The organism is Aminobacter sp. GW821-FHT11F06, assembly GCF_058808215.1.
The window spans coordinates 23,956-41,457 of sequence record NZ_JBXARL010000014.1 but is presented as its reverse complement, the minus strand read 5'-3'; the positions used below and the strand labels follow the sequence as shown (position 1 = coordinate 41,457).

The following is a 17,502-nucleotide window of genomic DNA, read 5'->3' as shown; positions in this document are numbered from 1 at the left end:
TTACGGCACGTTCTGCGAAATCCGTGCGGCGCGAGGCACTGCACGGGACGGAGAACGGCTGCCTCGCGCCGTATGCGAACTGACAGCAATGGTCGTCGCCTGATGGCCGGACAAACCGCCTTCAAATGGCTTCGGACAAAGGGACCGACCACATGATCGCTTACATCATTCGCCGGCTGCTGCTGCTGATCCCGCTGGCCATCGGCATGGTGGTGGTGACCTTTGCGCTGCTGCTGATCATTCCTGGCGATCCAGCCTCCGTGCTGCTCGGGCAGGAAGCAACGCCGGAAGCCATCGCCACGCTTCGCGCCAATCTGGGGCTGGACGATCCCTGGTACATCAGGCTGTGGGACTATTTCGCGGCCCTTTTGCATGGCGACATGGGCCAGTCGATTTTCCAGAACCAGCCGGTCTCCACCATCATCGCCGGACGCCTGGCCGCAACCATCGAACTGGCCGTGGTCTCGCTGGTGCTGGCGACCATCCTAGGCCTGGTGCTCGGCGTCATCTCCGCGATCTGGCAAGGATCGATCGTCGACACCGCAACGATGCTGCTTGCCCAGCTCGGCGTTTCGATGCCGGTCTATTGGCTCGGTCTGCTGCTGATGTTGCTGTTCGCCGTCAATCTTGGCTGGCTGCCGGCCATCGGCCGAGGCGAGCCGCTGCTCGATGCGCTGGCCGCAGCTCTGTCGGGACGACCAGAGGTGCTGCTCAACTCACTGTCGCATATCGCGCTGCCCGCATTCGCGCTGGCGGTCAATTCCGCCGCCATCATCTCCAGGCTTGTCCGGGCGTCGATGCTCGAGATCCTGCGCGAGGACTTCATCCGCACCGCCTACGCCAAGGGCCTGCGCAAGCCGCGCGTTATTGTCCGCCACGCGCTGCGCAACGCGCTGCTGCCTGTGCTCAGCGTCATTGGCCTGCGCTTCGGTGCGCTGCTCGGCGGTGCCGTGCTGACCGAAACGATCTTCGCCTGGCCGGGACTGGGACAGCTGACCATCGCGGCGATCTCGCAGCGCGACCTGCCGCTCATCCAGGGCATCGTGCTGACCTTCGCGATCATTTTCGCTCTGGTCAATCTGATCGTCGACCTCCTTTACGCGGCTGTCGATCCGCGCATTCGACTGGGATAATCCGATGCAGCTACCCAAAGCCCTTCGCAACACGTCCCTGGTCGTCGGCGCGGCAATCACCTTGACCATCGTCCTGCTGGCGATTTTTGCGCCCGCCATCGCGACCCATGGCGTCGAACAGATGGACATGCGCAACCGCTTCGCGGGGCCTTCGTTCCAGCATCTGCTCGGCACCGACAATTTCGGGCGCGACTTGTGGTCCCGTCTGATCTGGGGCGCGCGCGTCTCGCTCACCATCGCCATCATCGCTGTCGTCTGCTCGGTCATCATCGGCACGATCGTCGGGCTGGTCGCCGGCTATTTCGGCGGCTGGGTCGATCTCGTCCTGATGCGTATCACCGACATCTTCCTGGGCGTACCGGCCATCGTTTTGGCCTTGGCCATCGTCGCCATCCTCGGGCCAGGCGTCATGAATGTCGCGCTCGCTCTGATCGTGGTTGCCTGGACCGAATATGCGCGCGTCGTGCGTGCCACGACATTGGTGCTGCGCGAACAGAACTACGTGCAGGCGGCGCGCGCGCTCGGTGCGCGGCCTTCCCGCATCCTGTTCAAGGAAATCCTGCCGAACGCGCTCGGCCCGATCATCGTGCTGGCCTCGCTCGGCCTGGGCACCGCCATCATCGCGGAATCCGCCCTGAGCTTCCTCGGCTTCGGCCTGCCGCCCCCCACGCCGACCTGGGGATGGACGCTCGCCTACGGCACGAAGTTCATTCGCGACGAACCCTGGCTGTCCATCATTTCGGGCGCGACCATCATGATCACCGTGCTCGGATTCAATCTGCTCGGCGACGGCCTCAGGGACGTCCTCGACCCCCGCCAGCTCTCCCGCGGCGGCGGCAAATCCTGACCCACCCTCTCAAAGCCTACATTTAAGGAAAACTACAATGGTCAAACAAATCAATGCGCTGACGCCCAAATTCACCACCCATGCCGATGGCAGCAACGCCGTGCTGTTCATCAACGAACTGGTGGGTGAACAGGATGGCCCGACCATTGGTCTGTCAGCCTCGATCCACGGTAACGAAAACGCCGGTTCGCAGGCCATGCTCGAACTGTTCCGGGTGCTGATGGACACGCCGCTCAAGGGCCGCATCCTGATGCTGCCGGTGGCGAACCCGCGCGCCATGGCGCTCAATCGCCGCTTCACGCCGCTTGACGAACTCAACCTCAATCGCGAGTTCCCCGGCAATGCCAGCGGCACCTACACCCAGCAGCTGGCCAAGGCGATCAGCGAGCATTTCCTGGAAAAGATCGACCTGCATATCGATCTGCATTCCGGCACCGACCGCCCGACCGTCGACTATGTCTACATCCTGAATGACGAGCCGCTGTCGCGCGCTTTTGGTTCGAAGGTTCTCTATCGCCCGACGGCTTCGAAGGAAGGGACTTCCTTTGACGGCACCACCAAGGCGGTGACTGTCGACAAGCGCGGCATTTCATCTGTCGTGGTCGAACTGGGCGGCGGCATCGTCGACCAGACGCCTTATGTCCAGCGCACCGTCGACGGCGTGCTCAACATGCTGCGTCACCGCGGCGTCATTCCAGGCGATGTCAAGCCGCAGCCCAAGCAGATCGTCGTCAATGAAATCGCTGGCATCCGACCGACCCAGGGTGGCTGGCTCGAGCCCTTGTGCCCGGCACTTGGCGAGACGATCAAGAAGGGCGATCTGCTCGGCCGCGTCGTCAGCCCCTATTCGTTCCAGACGCTGGAAGAGATCCCTGCCCCTTACGACAACGGGATCATGATCCTCTCGCACCTGTCGCGCAATCTGGTCGAGTCCGGCGACTACGGCTTCATGGTCGGCAATCTGGAAAGCGCCACCGACTGACGGGTGAAGGTCCGGCAAGCGGGGAGCGCACCTCGCGCGCTTCCCGCTCACCAACAAGGAACCAAGCAAGATGAGCCACACGTCAGCCGTCAGTTCTCAGCCAGTGCCCGTCAGGTCCGATAAGCCTATCCTGACGGTCAGCGATCTGGAGATCCGCATTCGAACCGGCCAGGGTTCGTTCGCAGTGGTGTCCGACATGGCTTTGTCGGTCGCGCCGGGCGAAACTGTCTGCATCGTGGGCGAGTCCGGTTGCGGCAAATCGATGACGGCGCTGTCGTTGCTGCGCCTGCTTCCGGAAGCCGCAAGCGTCACTGGCGGCAGGATTGAGATCGACGGAGTGGACCTTCTCGGCCTCGACCAGCGAACCGTCGAGGACTATCGCGGCGAAAAGATCGCGATGATCTTTCAAGAGCCGCTGACGGCACTCAACCCTGTCTTGACCATCGGCGAGCAGATCGCCGAAGCGGTGCGCCAGCATCGCAAGCTTGGCCGTCGCGCCGCGTTCGAGCGCGCCGTCGAGGCGCTGCGCCTGGTGCAGATGCCCGATCCGCAGCGTCGCGCCAGGCAGTATCCGCATGAACTTTCGGGCGGCATGCGCCAGCGCGCCATGATCGCCCTTGCGCTGGTCTGCGAGCCGCGCATCCTCGTCGCCGACGAGCCAACCACCGCGCTGGACGTGACCATCCAGGCACAGATACTCGGGCTCATTTCCGACTTGCAGAAACGTCTTGGCACCGCCCTGGTGATGATCACCCATGACCTCGGCGTCGTCGCCGAGATCGCCGATCGCGTCGTGGTGATGTATGCCGGGCGCCGGATCGAGGAAGCGTCGGTCAATGATCTCTTCGACAATCCCATGCACCCCTATACGCTGGGCCTGCTCGGCGCCATTCCGCGCTCGCATGCCGGGGCCAGGGTTGGCGAGCGGCTGGTCGACATATCAGGCACAGTTCCCCCGCTCTGGGACCTTCCCAAGGGCTGCGCCTTTGCGCCGCGTTGCCCAAAGGCTGCGCCGCGCTGCCATCAGGAACGACCGGAATTCGAAGAAAAGCAGCCCGGTCACTTTGCCGCCTGCTGGGAGGTCACTCATGCAAACGGCTGATGCATCCGAACCGCTGCTGGCGGTCAAGGACCTGCAGGTTCACTTCGCGATCCGCAAGGGCGTGTTCAATCGCGTGGTCGGCGCCGTGCGTGCTGTCGATGGCGTAAGCTTTTCGCTGCGGCGCGGCGAAACGCTGAGCCTTGTTGGCGAATCCGGCTGCGGCAAGTCCACCACCGGGCTCGCTTTGCTCGGCTTGCTCAAGCCTAGCGGCGGCCAGGTCGAGTTCGACGGCCAGATCGTTCGTGATTTCCGTGGTTCAGCGCTCAAATCCTACCGCAAGCGCGTGCAGATCATCTTCCAGGATCCGTTCTCGTCGCTCAATCCGCGCCACCGCGTGCGCGACATCATCCGCGCACCGCTCGACATCCACCAGGTAGGCACGCGGGCCGAACGCGACACACGCGTCGCCGAGCTCATGGAGCGCGTCGGGTTGCGTCCCGATCAGGCCGGCAATTTCGCGCACCAGTTCTCCGGGGGCCAGCGCCAGCGTATCGGCATCGCGCGCGCCCTTGCGCTGAACCCCGATATCATCGTCTGCGACGAGCCGGTTTCAGCACTCGACGTGTCAGTGCAGGCGCAGATCCTCAACTTGCTATCGGACCTGCAGCGCGATCTCGGCGTTGCCTTCCTCTTCATCTCCCATGACCTCGGCGTCGTCGAATATCTCTCCCACCGCGTCGCCGTCATGTATCTCGGCAAGATCGTGGAGATCGCCGACAAGGAAGCGATCTTCGCCAACCCTTCACACCCCTACACCGAACTTCTCATCGGTTCGGCACCGTCGCTCGATCCACGCAACCGCCATCAGTTCAAGGCGTCCAACGACGACATTCCAAGCGCCACGAACAAGCCGTCCGGCTGCTCGTTTCACACGCGCTGCCCGCTTGCGACTGACCTCTGCCGCACGACCGATCCGGAACTGAGCCTGCGCGACGACGGCCGTTTGCTGGCCTGCCACCACCGCTAGACGCCATTAACCTGCTGAAATGATCCCATGACCCAGAGCTACATATTCACCGGCGGCAAGGTTCTCGATGCCGCCAAGGGCGTCCTGATCGAGGGGCTTTCCGTGCTCGTGCGCGACGGCAGAATTGTCGAGGTCGCCCCGTCCATCGCAGCTCCCGCCGACGCGGTCGAGGTCGCGCTTGGCGGCAGGACGCTGATGCCTGGTCTTGTCGACTGCCATGTCCATGTGGTGGCGGAATCCCTCGACCTCTGGTCAAACGCCATCGCACCGTCGTCACTCGCAGCGCTACGCTCGGCGCGGGTGATGAACGAGGCGCTGATGCGCGGTTTCACCACCCTGCGCGACCTTGGCGGCGCCGACCACGGACTGGTTCGCGCCGTGGAAGACGGGCTGATCGATGGCCCCAGGCTTGTGATCTGCGGCAAGGGCCTGTCGACAACCGGCGGTCACTGCGACTTGCGCCCGCGCACTGACGACCGCCCTGGCATCATGTCGGATCGCCTTGGGTCGATGGGTATTCTGGTCGACGGCGTCGATGACGTTCGCCGGGTGTCGCGCGAAATGATCAAGGGCGGCGCGCGCTTCATCAAGGTCATGGCCAATGGCGGCGTGTCCTCGCCGAACGATCCGATCCACTCGCTGCAGTTCTCGCGAGATGAACTGGCCGCGATCCTCGAGGAGGCGGAGAACGCCGGCCTTTATGTCTCGGCGCATGTCTATACCGATGCGGCCATCCGCCGTGTCGTCAAGCTCGGTGTCCATTCGCTCGAGCATTGCAACCTGATCACCCCCGAGACCGCCAGGCTTGCGGCCGACAAAGGCTGCATCGCCGTGCCGACGCTGGTTGCCTATGACGCGCTGGCGCTCGACGGCGAGGAACTTGGCCTGGGCGAGGCCGAATTCGCCAAGATCGAAGTGGTGCGCCAAGGCGGCTTGCGCTCGCTTGAGATCATGCGTGACGCCGGACTGCCCATGGCCTTCGGCTCCGACCTGCTCGGCCAGTTGCGCAAATATCATTGCATGGAATTCGAGCTGCTCGCCAAGGTGCTGACGCCTGCCGAGATCATCCGCTCAGCGACGATTGTTGGCGCTCAGCTTTGCCGGCTGGACGTCGGCGTGATCGCACCGGGTGCCTTTGCCGATCTGCTCGTCGTCGACGGCGATCCGCTGACCGACATCGCGCTGCTTCAAGATGACGGCGCGCATCTGAGCGCCATCATGGCCAATGGCCGGTTCGTCAAGAACCGCCTTCTTTAGTTTCAACCCGGCCGCAGTGCCCGCCACCAGATTGTGAGACATGTCATGCAGTTGGGAAAAGAACTGGCCGCGATCACGGCAGGGATAGACCGGCTCTACCGCAACACGCCGCGAAGCGACGGCTTCCTCGACCGCGAGGGTCTTGTTCCGGTCGCTGTCGCCGATGTCGAGCCGGCGGCCCTTCGCAGCTATGACGAGGCGGTTCAGGCCCTGGACGACCTGAATGCCCGTTTGCCGCAAGAGGCCGAGAGCGCGCTGCGGCAGAGCTACCTCGGCGAAATGATCGACTCGCTGCATGCGCTGCTGACCACGTTTCAGGAGAAGGAGATTTCCTTCGCCGACCGCGTCCGCCGCCAGATCGGTGTCGAGACACAGATGGTGAGCCAGTCGGTCCTGGACGGCTATGCCGTCACGATCAGGGAAAGGCTGGATGAGCTCGGCTATCGCGGTTCCTCGCTGACCGAGGACGTTCACCGCTGGGAACAGGACAATCGTGTCGCCCCAAGCGCTGTTCTGGACGTCCTGCGCGGCTATGGCGAGGAGGCGCGCCGGCGCACCAGCGCGCTGATGTACGACATGAGCCAGGAATGGCTCGAACCGGTGGCGGTCGAGAACGTTCCGTTTTCGGCCTATTGCGATTACCCGGGACGGCAGCTTTTGCTCAATCTGGACTTTCCCTACACGCCTTACGCACTGAAGCATCTGGCGTGCCACGAGGCGTTCCCCGGGCATCTGGTGCATCTTGCCTTGCGCCAGCGCTACGTCACTGAGGGCAGCATGCCGCTCGACGGCGCGCAGGTTGTCACGAGTTCGGCAAGCAGTGCGCTTTTCGAAGGCATCGCCGACAATGGCCTGTTCTTCCTCGACTGGGTCGACACACCAGCCGATGAACTCGCTGTCGCTCTGCAACGGCTGCGTAGCGCATTGCGCTGTAACGCGGCCTGGATGATGCACGCCCAGGACATGCGGCTTGAAGACATCGCGCCCATCATCGCCGAAGCTGGGTTTCAGAGCCTAGAGACAGTGAAGGGACGCCTCTCCTTCCTGAACCACAATCTGCGGGCACCTTTTGTCTATGCCTACTGGTGTGGCGAAGTGGCGGTGCACGATGTGTGGAAGACGGTCGAGCGCGAGCGCCACGCCGAGTTCTGGCACTATCTCTACGCCAACATGCACACGCCGACGACGCTTCGCACCTTCTGGGATCAATAGCTGTAAGCCGCGCCTACTGCTTGCGCGGCCAGCTGTCGGCGAGGCGATAGCCAGCCGGCCACGGATCGTCGGGGTCAAGCATCAGCTGATGCGTGCCGGTGATCCAGGCGCGGCCGGAAATCTCGGGAATGATCGCCGGACGCCCGCCGACAGTCGTTTCGCCAAGGATGCGGCAGTCGAACGTCGAATCGATGATCGAGTGCCCGCTGAAACGTTGGCCGACCTTGATCAGGCCGCGCGCGTGCAGTACCGCCATGCGCGCCGAGCAGCCAGTGCCGGTCGGCGAGCGGTCGAGCTTGGCCGGCTGGATCACCACCGTATTGCGGCCATGCAGCACGCCGTCGCGCTCCTCGATCGGCAGCGTCAGCTGGCAAAAGGAGATGTGATCCCATTCCGGATTTTCCGGATGCGAAAAGCCCAATTGTTCGTTGGCCGCGCGGGTGATCCTGATGCCGGTTTCGGCAAGCTCGCGCGCTTCGTCCGGGGTCACCGAAAAGCCCAGTGCACGGGCGTCGGCGATGACAAAACTGTCGCCGCCATAAGCGGTGTCGACGGTCAGCGTGCCGAGGCCATCGACTTCGAGCTTGGCATCGAGCTTGTCGGCAAAGGACGGCACGTTGGTGACCGCGATCCGCTCGGCCTTGCCATTGCGGCAGGTGGCCACGACATCGACCAATCCACCCGGGGCTTCGAGCACAAATCGCGTTTCCGGCTCCTGCATCGGCACGATGCCGCTGTCGAGCAGAACCGTCGCAACGCAGATCGAGTTGGAGCCGGACATCGGCGGGGTGTCCTCCGGTTCCATGATGATGAAGCCCACGGCAGCGCGCGGATCCTTCGGCGGCACCAGCAGGTTGACATGCCGGAAGACGCCGCCGCGCGGCTCGTTGAGCACGAAATTGCGCAAGCCCTGGTCCTGCGCGATGAAGCGGCGCTGCTCCCACAGCGTCTTGCCCGGCGGTGGCGCCACGCCGCCGACGATGACGTCGCCGACCTCGCCTTCGGCGTGGCAGGAAACGATATGGATCACCTTGCTTGTGCGCATGCTTGCCCTCCTTCCAGGTTGCTCCATACGGGCACTGGATGACCGGTTTCGCAAGGGCTGTCTTGCGTTGCAAATGCCCGTGGCTCTCACCGGCGTCTTTTCTTGATTGCAATACTCAACAATGTTAGAGGCGCGCCTCACTTGTAGCCATCGGGGAAAATCATGGTTGAAACGACGGGGCGGTTCGAGACCGAAAACGGCGCCAAATATCTCACCCAGCTGTGCAAGCATTTCGCTCACAAGATAGAGGTCACCTACGCCGATCGCCATGGCGAATGCCACTTTCCGTTCGGCAATGCCGTGCTCGATGCCGACGACACCGCCCTGACGATCCAGGTGGTTGCGCCCGATGCCGAGCAGTTGGCGCGCGTGAAATCGGTGATCGACGATCACCTCGCCCGCTTTGCTTTCCGAGAGCCCGACCGTTCCATCGCCTGGAGCGCATGAGGCCTCCACAAGGTGCGGCTCAGCGGCAATAAAGTGTCCGTGAACGCCGGCCCAAGTCTTGTTTTACACAGGCAGCTTCTGGTATGCGCAAAACAAGAGTATTTGACGAAGGTTTTATGCAGCCGGCGTCATCAGGCAAAGATGGAGACAAAACATGAAGTATGTTCGGGTCCTGGCCAATCTTGTGGCCGCCCTTGCGATAGCAACGGCACCTGCGGTCGCGGCTGAAATTGCCACCGCGACCGGTCCGAAAACCATCGACAAGGTGCCTGCCAGGATCGCCGTCTACGACATCGCCGCCATCGACACGCTGAACCGCCTCGGCATCCAGCCCGCCGGCGTGCCCAACAAGCTGTTCGTGCCTGAACTCGCCGATGTCGCCAAGGGCGCCACTGTCGTTGGCACGCTGTTTGAGCCCGACCTCGAGGCATTGAATGCGCTGGCGCCGGACCTGGTGATCGTCGGCGGACGTTCGTCGGCAAAGGCCGAAGCGACGGCGCGCGTGGCCCCCACCATCGACATGACGATGACTGGTGACGACCTTGTCGCCCAGGCCAAGGAGCGGCTGACGGCCTATGGCGCGCTCTTCGCCAAGACTGACGAAGCCGCGGCCGCCGCCAAGGAACTGGATGCCGCCGTCGAAGCCGCCCGGCAGGCCGTGAAAGGCAAGGGCAAGGCCCTGATCCTGATGACCAACGGCCCCAAGATCACCGCCTATGGCCCCGGCTCGCGCTTCGGCTGGCTGCACAAGACGCTCGACCTCGAGCCCGCCGTGGCCGACGTTGAAGCGGCAACCCATGGCGAGGCGATCTCGTTTGAATTCATCAGCAAGGCCAATCCCGATTGGCTTATTGTGCTCGACCGCGCAGCAGCAATCGGTTCCGGCGAGCAAGGCGCGAAGGCCACCCTCGACAACGAACTGGTGGCGCAGACCACGGCCTGGAAAAAGGGCCAGGTGATCTTCCTGCCCTCGCCCGACTTCTACATCGCCGCTGGCGGCGTCCAGTCCACCCATCGGGTGCTCAAGGCAATCGAAGAAGCCTTCGCCAAGGCGCCGTGATGGCACTGGCAATGCCCAACGCCAGGCTGGTGGTCGCCACCAGCCTGGCCGGGCTTTTCGCGCTCAGTCTCGGTGTCGGCGTCGACGATTTTTCGCTCGACAAGGTCTTCGCCGATGCCGGTGCGCTTGAGCTGCTGCTGGTCAGTCGCCTGCCCCGGACGCTGGCTGCGGTTTTGACCGGCGCGGGGCTGGCGATTGCCGGCCTCGTCCTGCAGATCCTCGCGCGCAACCGCTTTGTCGAACCGACGATGACCGGAACCGGCCAAAGTGCGGCACTTGGCATCCTGGCGGTGACGATGCTGTTTCCGTCGGCGTCGATCGGCGTCAAGACCCTTGCCGCCAGCGTCACGGCCCTTGCCGGCACCTCCGTTTTCCTGTCCATCGCCCACAGGCTGCCGCCGACGCAGCCTTTCCTCATTCCGCTTTTCGGTCTTGTCTATGGCGGCGTCATCGGTGCTGCCGTGACCTTCGTCGCCTGGCAGGCGGACCTGCTGCAATATGTCGATATCTGGACCAATGGCGAGTTCTCCGGCGTGCTGCGCGGGCGCTACGAACTTTTGTGGATCCTCGCCGCGATGGTGGCGCTTGCCTGGTGGATCGCCGACCGGCTGACCATCGTGTCGATGGGGCGCGAGGTCAGCGTCGGGCTTGGCCTCAACTACCAGCGCATCGTCCAACTTGGGCTGGTCATGGTCGCGGTGATCTCGTCATTGGCCGTGGTTGTTGTCGGCATGATCCCGTTTGTCGGCCTGGTGGTGCCCAATCTGGTCTCCAGGTTGATGGGCGACAACCTGAGGAGCGCCCTGCCCTGGGTCGCCATTTCAGGAGCGGCACTGGTGCTCGCTTGCGACATCGTTGGCCGCCTCATCCGCTACCCCTACGAAATCCCCGTCGGCACCGTGCTCGGCGTCGTCGGTTCGGGGTTGTTCCTGTGGATCCTGTTTGGGCGGACGGCACGTGCCTGACAAGCGGCTATGGATACTGGGCGCGCTGGCTTTTGCAGCGGCGGTCGCCTTCATGACCGTCGGGTTGCGCGGCAACATCGCCTTTGCGCTTGAGCTGCGCGTGGTGCGACTGCTCACGCTGGTGCAGGTCGGCGTGGCGATTGCCGTCTCGACGGTGGTGTTCCAGACGGTGACGGCAAACCGGGTGCTGACACCGCAGATCATGGGGCTCGACGCGCTCTATTTGTTCGGCCAGATGGCGCTTGTCGTGGCGCTTGGCAGCGTCGGCTTCGTCGCGCTCGACCCGCGTGTCAAATTCGCCGGCGAGGCCTGCCTGATGATGGTCATGGCCTTGCTGCTGTTTATGCCCATGCTCCGGCGTCGCTTCGATGTCGGGCTGCTGCTTTTGACCGGCGTCGTGCTCGGCGTGCTGTTTCGCAGCCTCGCCTCGCTGATCGCGCGCCTCATCGACCCCAATGAATTCGCCGTGGTCCAGGCCTCGAGCTTCGCCGATTTCAACACCGTGCGCCCCGACCTGATGGTCATCGGCCTCGTCGTCACGGCGATCGCCACTGTGATCACCTGGCGCAAGCGCCATCTGCTCGATGTGCTGGCACTCGGTTCCGACAACGCCATCGGGCTCGGCGTCAACTGGACCCGGGCGCTGACCGGCCTCTTGCTGCTTGTCGCGGCACTGGTAGCGGTCTCGACGGCGCTGGTCGGTCCCGTCACCTTCTTTGGATTGCTGGTGGTGGCGCTCGCCGAACGCATCATCAACAGCCGGCGCCATCACCTTTTGCTGCCGGCGGCGATGCTGACCGCTGTTATCGTGCTGCTGGGCGGCCAAATGTTGCTCCAGCACGTGCTGGGTGGGGAGTCTACGCTGGGCGTCGTCATCGAATTCATAGGCGGACTGGTGTTCCTGGGCATGCTGATCACAACGAGCAAGCGATGATCGAGATCAAGAATGTTTCGCTCCGACATGGCGACACACAAATCCTGAGCGATGTCTCGCTGACCATGCCCAAGGGCGGGGTGACGGCACTTGTCGGGCCCAACGGTGCCGGCAAGTCGAGCCTGTTGTCGCTGATCGCGCGGCTGCAGCCGTTGCAGAGCGGCGCGATATCGGTCGACGGCCTGCCGGTGGACACCACGCCCAGCCGTCGCCTCGCCCAGACGCTGGCGATCCTGCGCCAGGACCCGGCCGTGGCGAGCCGGCTCAAGGTGCGCGAACTCGTCGGCTTCGGCCGTTTTCCGCATCAAAATGGCCGCATCGATGCCAATGACAACACCTTGATCGATGCAGCGCTGCGGCAGTTCGATTTGGAAGCTTTGGCGGACCGCTTCCTCGACAAGCTTTCCGGCGGCCAGCGCCAGCGCGCCATGGTTGCCATGGCCTTCTGCCAGGGCACCGACTACATGCTGCTCGACGAGCCGCTGAACAATCTCGACATGCTGTTTGCCCGCCAGTTGATGCGCGACCTGCGCGCGGCGGCCGACAACGACAGGCGCACTGTCATCGTTGTCCTGCACGACATCAATCATGCCGCCGTCTATGCCGACCGGATCGTGGCGATGAAGGCGGGGCGGATCGTCGCCGACGGATCGCCGGCCGAAGTGCTGCAACCAAACGTGCTGGCCGAAGTCTTCGGCTACGACATGAACGTCATCGACGTCGACGGCGCCCCGCTGGTTCTGCATCATCGCTAGGGATACAGTAACAACGCGTTACGTCTTGAAGCGCGCCGCTTCTTCCGAACCGCGTGTGGCGTCGCCCGCGCTGTAGGAATGCGCGCCGGCTCCGGCGAGCTTGCCGCCATCGACAATCAGATATTCCTCGCGGATCGGCCGTCCCTCGAACCAGCATTCCAGGATTTCGCGGGTGCCGGCGGCATAGCGCGCCTGGGCGGAAAGCGATGATCCCGAAATATGCGGCGTCATGCCGTGATGCGGCATCGATCGCCATGGATGGTCCTTGGGGGCTGGCTGCGGGAACCAGACGTCGCCGGCATAACCTGCGAGCTGGCCGCTCTCCAGCGCAAGCGCGACCGCGTCGCGATTGCAGATCTTGCCGCGCGCCGTGTTCACCAGATAAGCGCCGCGTTTCATCCTGGCGATCATCGTCGCGTCGAAGAGGTTTTCGGTCTCGGGATGCAGTGGCGCGTTGATCGTCACCACATCGCAAATGGGCACCATCTCCGCTACCGTTTTGTGAAAGGTGACGCCCAGTTCCTTCTCGACCGTCTCGGGCAGGCGATGGCGGTCGGTGTAGTGCAGCTTGACGTCGAACGGCTTCAGCCGCCGCAGCACAGCACTGCCGATCCGGCCAGCGCCCACGGTTCCGATCTGCATGCCTTCGATATCGTAGGAACGCGCGACGCAGTCGGCGATGTTCCAGCCACCCTTCATAACCCAGCCGTAAGACGGGATATAGTTGCGCACGAGCCCCAGGATCATCATCACCACATGCTCGGCGACGCTGATCGAGTTGCAAAAAGTCACCTCGGCAACGGTGATGCCGCGCTCCATCGCCGCCTGCAGGTCGACATGGTCGGAGCCAATGCCGGCGGTGATCGCAAGCTTCAGGCTTTTGGCCTTGGCGATCCGCTCCTCGGTCAGGTAGGCCGGCCAGAACGGCTGCGAGATGACGATCTCGGCATCGGCGAGTTCGCGTTCAAAAACGCTGCCCGGGCCATCCTTGTCGGATGTCACGACCAGCCTGTGGCCGCCGCCTTCGAGAAACTTCCGTAGGCCCAATTCGCCCGACACGCTGCCGAGCAGCACGCCTGGTTCAAAGTCGATGGCCTTGGGCGTGGGCAGCGTCTGGCCACCGGGATAGCGGTCGAGTCTCGGCAGGCCGTCCCGCGCATAGCCTGTGGGATAACCGTCGACCGGATCGTCATAAAGGACGCAAACGACCTTTGCCATTTCCTATCTCCCTTCGTCTGACAAGGACGAGGAAGACCTCGATGCTCGCGATAAACGACGCCGGGCAGGACGAGCCAGTGGAGTAAGGACCAGCAGGCGCGTTGCCTGGCGCTTCCTCGTTTGGAAAGTTGCGCACTATGGCGAACTAGATGGCGGAGCTGGACGCGGTTTCAAGCCCTGATGGAGGTCGCCCTGGCGCGACCTCTTGGGCTGATGCTCCATCAATATGCCCGCTCATACGTGCCTTGCAGAACGCGCGTCATTTCCGCCTGATCAAGGCTCGCGCCGAAGATCGGCGTTCCCGTGACAAAGTTTCGGCTTGCGGCAAGTTCGCCGGCATCAACCGGATCGAAGCCGAGACGGTCGATGAACGCCGCCACTATGTCACGAGCTTGCGCGTCGTCACCCGCAACGGCGAGCGCGCGCCGGTCTGGATCGCCGAATGCTCGCGCCTCTTCCTCGATCTCATGGTAGCCCATGTGATTGAAGCTGCGCACGATCAAGGCTTGCGGCAGGTAATCCTGGATCACTTCGCTGCTTGCGCGATCACCTTCGAACTCGGCCATGGTGCCGTCGGTCGGCGCCCAGTAGTTCATGGCATCGACAACGATCTTGCCGGCAAACAGTTCGGGCCGAAGATTGCGGTATTTCGACAATGGCAGCGCCAGGATGACGATGTCGCTGCCGGCGATCACCGCTTCCGCCGTCTCCGCCCTGGCACCGGGCACCATGATCTCGACCAGCAGGCCGATCTCTTCAGGCGACCTGGATGTCGCGATCCTGACCTCGTACCCCGCCGCGATGGCGCGGCGGGCGAGTGCTGTGCCGACACGGCCAGCACCAAGGATGCCGATGGTCTTCACGTCAGCGGCTTTCATGCTGTCTCTCCTAGATCTTGGTAGCGCCGAGTTCGGCGTCGACAAGCGGTTTGACGCGCGTGCCGAGCAGCTCGATCGAACGCAGGAACTCTTTTTGCGGCAACTGCCCAACGTCCATCTGGAAGAACTGGCGCACGTGGCCGATGCTCTTGTGCAACGCGACGATACGCTCGGCGATCTCTTCGGGGGCGCCAACAAACAGCGCACCACCGCCGCTGGCTTCCTTGTCGTAGTGATGACGGGGCGGCGGGGCGAAGCCACGGACCTTGCCGATCGACTCCATCACCGCATGCCAGTGGGTCCAGAAGCGTTCCTTCGCTCCAGTAGCGTCATCGCCGACGAAGCCGGGGCTTGCGACCGAAACCTTGATCCGCGCCTCCGGGATGTTCGCCTGTGCTGCGGCACGCCGGTAGAGATCGGCGAGCGGCGCAAAACGCGAAGCCTGGCCGCCGATGATGGCATAAGAGATCGGCAGGCCGAGCAGGCCCGCACGCACTGATGAATGCGGGTTACCCCCGGTCGCCAGCCAGATCGGCAGCGAACCGCTCTCCGGACGCGGCACGACCAGCGCCTCGTTCAGCGCCGGGCGGAACTTGCCGCTCCAGGTGATGGATTCGCTCTCGTTGATCTTGAGCAGCAGGTCGAGTTTTTCGGCATAAAGCTCGTCATAATCGTTGAGGCTGTGGCCGAAGAGCGGAAAGGATTCCGTCGACGAACCGCGCCCGGCGGTGATCTCGGCACGGCCGTTGGACAGGGCGTCCAGCGTCGCGAACTGCTGGTAGACGCGCACGGGATCGTCGGTGCTGAGAACCGTCACAGCACTTCCGAGCTTGATGTTTTTCGTCGTCGAGGCAGCAGCGCCCAGCACCACAGTCGCGGCGGATGCCGGCATCTCATAGGTGTGATGTTCGCCGATGCCGAAATAGTCCAGCCCGACTTCGTCGGCCAGCTGGATGGCTTCCAGCAGGTTGCGCGTGGCTTGCGCCGTCGAGCCGAGCTTGCCGGTGACAGGATCCTTCTGGACGTCGCCAAAGCTGTAAACGCCAAGTTCCATATTCGCTTCTCCTTCACTGGCGACGCGCCTTGTGGAGCCATGCCGCCATCAGTATATATTCGTAACCTGGCCTAATATTGTTACTGTCCGAATGGACGCAAGGAGGCACATCCATGTTACCTGAACCAAGCGGCTTGCTTGATATGTGCAGGCCCGTCCGCCAGATCCTGGCGCGGGTCGGCGACAAGTGGAGTGTGCTGATCGTCATGGCGCTGCGCGACGGCCCGCGCCGCTTCAACGAGATCAAGCGCGCCATCGGCACGATCTCGCAGCGCATGCTGACACTGACCCTGAAAGGCATGGAGCGCGACGGCCTGATCAAGCGGACAGTCTTCCCGACCAAGCCGCCGCGCGTCGACTATGAGCTGACCGAGCTGGGGCATTCCCTGCGCCGGCCGGTGGAAGAATTGGGCCATTGGGCGATCGAGCACGAGGTGCTTATCGCCAAAGCGCAGCAGGTGTTCGACCGCGACGCCGCCTGACCGGGCCTCAGACCAGGCCGAGATGCCCTGCCAGCTCTCGTGCGGCAGCGGCGCCGGCCCGGTTGGCGCCGATTGTCGAGGCGGAAGGGCCGTAGCCGACAAGATGGATGCGCGGGTCCCTGGCAACTCGGGTCGCGAGGCGACCGTCCATGACGATGCCGCCATTGTCCTCGCGGATTTGCAGCGGTGCCAGATGATCGAGCGAGCTGCGAAAGCCGGTGCACCACAAGATGACGTCGGCCTTTTGTTCGGTGCCATCAGCCCAGCGGACGCCGTCTTCGGTGATCTCGCTGAACATCGGCAGCCTGTTGAGGATACCGCGTTCGCGCGCGGCCTTGAGCGCGGGCGTCCATGGAATGCCGGTCACAGAGACGACCGAACCCGGCACAAGCCCGCGCCGGACCCTGTCTTCGACGATGGCAACGGCGGCGCGGCCGTCCTCAGGGGTGAACGGTGTTTCGCGAAACTGCGGCTCGCGGCGCGTCACCCAGGTGGTGGATGTCACGCGCGAGATCTCGTCGAGCAATTGCAGCGCCGAAACGCCGCTGCCGACCACGACGACGTGCTGGCCGGCGAATTCACCTGATGTGCGGTAGTCGCGGGTGTGCAATTGCCGGCCCTTGAACCGGTCGGCGCCGGGATAGGCCGGGACATAGGGCGTTTCCCAGGTGCCGGTGGCATTGATGATGCCTCGGGCCGAGAAGGTCTCCCTGTCGGTCTCGATGCGAAACCGCTCGTTGCGCTGGCACACGACCTGGACCGTCACCGGCCGATAGACCGGCAATTCGAATTTCTCTTCATAGGCGGCAAAATAGCGGGGAACCGCGACGGAGGCCTTCACCTCGGTGAGGCCAGGATCGATGACATCGGCAAACTGCATGCCCGGCAGGTCATGGACGCGGTTGACAGTGCTCAGCGTCAGCGACGGCCAGCGATATTGCCATGCCCCGCCCGCTTCGGGCGACTTGTCGAGGATCACATAACCCTTGCCGGGCGCGATGCCGAGTTTGTTCAGATGATAGGCCGAGGAAAGCCCGGCCTGCCCGGCGCCGATGACGACGATGTCGGTCTTGAGGATGGCGCCGATATAGCGCCCTTCCGGGCGTTCATCCGTCTTCAACGCAGCAGGTACAGAATCTTCATTAGCCATTCCCGAACCTGAAA

At 63.4% G+C, this 17,502-nt stretch carries 18 protein-coding genes; 13 read left to right on the top strand and 5 right to left on the bottom strand.

From position 1 onward, the window contains the following. The first annotated feature begins 152 nt into the window (after nucleotides 1–152). The 7 genes from AC1RTB_RS24910 (at nucleotide 153) to AC1RTB_RS24880 (ending at nucleotide 7,500) form a co-directional block, all read left to right on the top strand. The gene (locus AC1RTB_RS24910) at nucleotides 153–1,133 is read left to right on the top strand and encodes an ABC transporter permease (RefSeq protein WP_492879148.1); all 981 of its coding nucleotides are present in this window, start codon (nucleotides 153–155) and stop codon (nucleotides 1,131–1,133) included. Nucleotides 1,134–1,137: 4 nt separating this feature from the next. After that, complete coding sequence (locus AC1RTB_RS24905; protein WP_109574017.1) at nucleotides 1,138–1,980, top strand: ABC transporter permease; 843 nt, start codon at nucleotides 1,138–1,140, stop codon at nucleotides 1,978–1,980. A 37-nt stretch (nucleotides 1,981–2,017) separates the two neighbouring features. Then, nucleotides 2,018–2,962 carry a succinylglutamate desuccinylase/aspartoacylase family protein gene (locus tag AC1RTB_RS24900; RefSeq protein ID WP_492879150.1) on the top strand — a complete coding sequence of 315 codons (945 nt, stop codon included), beginning with the start codon at nucleotides 2,018–2,020 and terminating at the stop codon, nucleotides 2,960–2,962. 70 nt (nucleotides 2,963–3,032) lie between these two features. Continuing rightward, complete coding sequence (locus tag AC1RTB_RS24895) at nucleotides 3,033–4,064, top strand: ABC transporter ATP-binding protein (RefSeq protein WP_492879152.1); 1,032 nt, start codon at nucleotides 3,033–3,035, stop codon at nucleotides 4,062–4,064. Then, the gene (locus AC1RTB_RS24890; protein ID WP_492879154.1) at nucleotides 4,051–5,031 is read left to right on the top strand and encodes an ABC transporter ATP-binding protein; all 981 of its coding nucleotides are present in this window, start codon (nucleotides 4,051–4,053) and stop codon (nucleotides 5,029–5,031) included. The genes AC1RTB_RS24895 and AC1RTB_RS24890 overlap by 14 nt, the downstream gene beginning before the upstream one ends. Nucleotides 5,032–5,058: 27 nt before the next feature. Continuing rightward, the gene (locus tag AC1RTB_RS24885) at nucleotides 5,059–6,288 is read left to right on the top strand and encodes a metal-dependent hydrolase family protein (RefSeq protein ID WP_492879156.1); all 1,230 of its coding nucleotides are present in this window, start codon (nucleotides 5,059–5,061) and stop codon (nucleotides 6,286–6,288) included. Nucleotides 6,289–6,333: 45 nt separating this feature from the next. Further along, nucleotides 6,334–7,500 (top strand): hypothetical protein, encoded by a 1,167-nt coding sequence (locus AC1RTB_RS24880; RefSeq protein WP_492879157.1) that lies wholly within the window; start codon nucleotides 6,334–6,336, stop codon nucleotides 7,498–7,500. Nucleotides 7,501–7,513: 13 nt separating this feature from the next. On the opposite strand, the gene AC1RTB_RS24875 is transcribed toward AC1RTB_RS24880, so the two are convergent. After that, nucleotides 7,514–8,545, bottom strand: a complete 1,032-nt coding sequence (locus AC1RTB_RS24875; RefSeq protein WP_492879159.1) for a trans-3-hydroxy-L-proline dehydratase — start codon at nucleotides 8,543–8,545, stop codon at nucleotides 7,514–7,516. 162 nt (nucleotides 8,546–8,707) lie between these two features. Between AC1RTB_RS24875 and AC1RTB_RS24870 the strand changes: the two genes are divergently transcribed. From AC1RTB_RS24870 to AC1RTB_RS24850, 5 genes are all read left to right on the top strand, one after another. After that, nucleotides 8,708–8,992 (top strand): DUF2218 domain-containing protein, encoded by a 285-nt coding sequence (locus tag AC1RTB_RS24870; RefSeq protein WP_492879160.1) that lies wholly within the window; start codon nucleotides 8,708–8,710, stop codon nucleotides 8,990–8,992. Nucleotides 8,993–9,146: 154 nt separating this feature from the next. Further along, complete coding sequence (locus AC1RTB_RS24865) at nucleotides 9,147–10,052, top strand: siderophore ABC transporter substrate-binding protein (protein ID WP_492879162.1); 906 nt, start codon at nucleotides 9,147–9,149, stop codon at nucleotides 10,050–10,052. Beyond that, a complete protein-coding gene (locus AC1RTB_RS24860) occupies nucleotides 10,052–11,017 on the top strand; it encodes an ABC transporter permease (protein WP_492879164.1) in 966 nt (321 codons plus the stop codon). The genes AC1RTB_RS24865 and AC1RTB_RS24860 overlap by 1 nt, the downstream gene beginning before the upstream one ends. Beyond that, entirely contained in the window at nucleotides 11,010–11,951 is a 942-nt protein-coding gene (locus AC1RTB_RS24855; RefSeq protein WP_492879165.1) for an iron chelate uptake ABC transporter family permease subunit, read from the top strand. The genes AC1RTB_RS24860 and AC1RTB_RS24855 overlap by 8 nt, the downstream gene beginning before the upstream one ends. Then, nucleotides 11,948–12,706: an iron ABC transporter ATP-binding protein gene (locus AC1RTB_RS24850; protein WP_492879167.1), complete on the top strand. Its 759-nt coding sequence runs from the start codon at nucleotides 11,948–11,950 to the stop codon at nucleotides 12,704–12,706. The genes AC1RTB_RS24855 and AC1RTB_RS24850 overlap by 4 nt, the downstream gene beginning before the upstream one ends. A gap of 18 nt (nucleotides 12,707–12,724) precedes the next feature. On the opposite strand, the gene AC1RTB_RS24845 is transcribed toward AC1RTB_RS24850, so the two are convergent. The 3 genes from AC1RTB_RS24845 to AC1RTB_RS24835 form a co-directional block, all read right to left on the bottom strand. Next, nucleotides 12,725–13,924, bottom strand: coding sequence for an NAD-dependent formate dehydrogenase (locus tag AC1RTB_RS24845; RefSeq protein WP_492879168.1), 1,200 nt, complete (start codon nucleotides 13,922–13,924; stop codon nucleotides 12,725–12,727). Nucleotides 13,925–14,145: 221 nt separating this feature from the next. Next, complete coding sequence (locus tag AC1RTB_RS24840; RefSeq protein WP_492879170.1) at nucleotides 14,146–14,802, bottom strand: NADPH-dependent F420 reductase; 657 nt, start codon at nucleotides 14,800–14,802, stop codon at nucleotides 14,146–14,148. Nucleotides 14,803–14,812: 10 nt separating this feature from the next. Continuing rightward, nucleotides 14,813–15,856: an LLM class flavin-dependent oxidoreductase gene (locus AC1RTB_RS24835; RefSeq protein ID WP_492879172.1), complete on the bottom strand. Its 1,044-nt coding sequence runs from the start codon at nucleotides 15,854–15,856 to the stop codon at nucleotides 14,813–14,815. 113 nt (nucleotides 15,857–15,969) lie between these two features. Here AC1RTB_RS24835 and AC1RTB_RS24830 point away from each other — a divergent pair, with 113 nt between their 5' ends. Beyond that, nucleotides 15,970–16,338, top strand: a complete 369-nt coding sequence (locus tag AC1RTB_RS24830) for a winged helix-turn-helix transcriptional regulator (RefSeq protein ID WP_492879174.1) — start codon at nucleotides 15,970–15,972, stop codon at nucleotides 16,336–16,338. Nucleotides 16,339–16,345: 7 nt separating this feature from the next. Here AC1RTB_RS24830 and AC1RTB_RS24825 read toward each other — a convergent pair whose 3' ends face one another. Next, entirely contained in the window at nucleotides 16,346–17,488 is a 1,143-nt protein-coding gene (locus tag AC1RTB_RS24825) for an NAD(P)-binding domain-containing protein (RefSeq protein WP_492879176.1), read from the bottom strand. Nucleotides 17,489–17,502 lie beyond the last annotated feature (14 nt).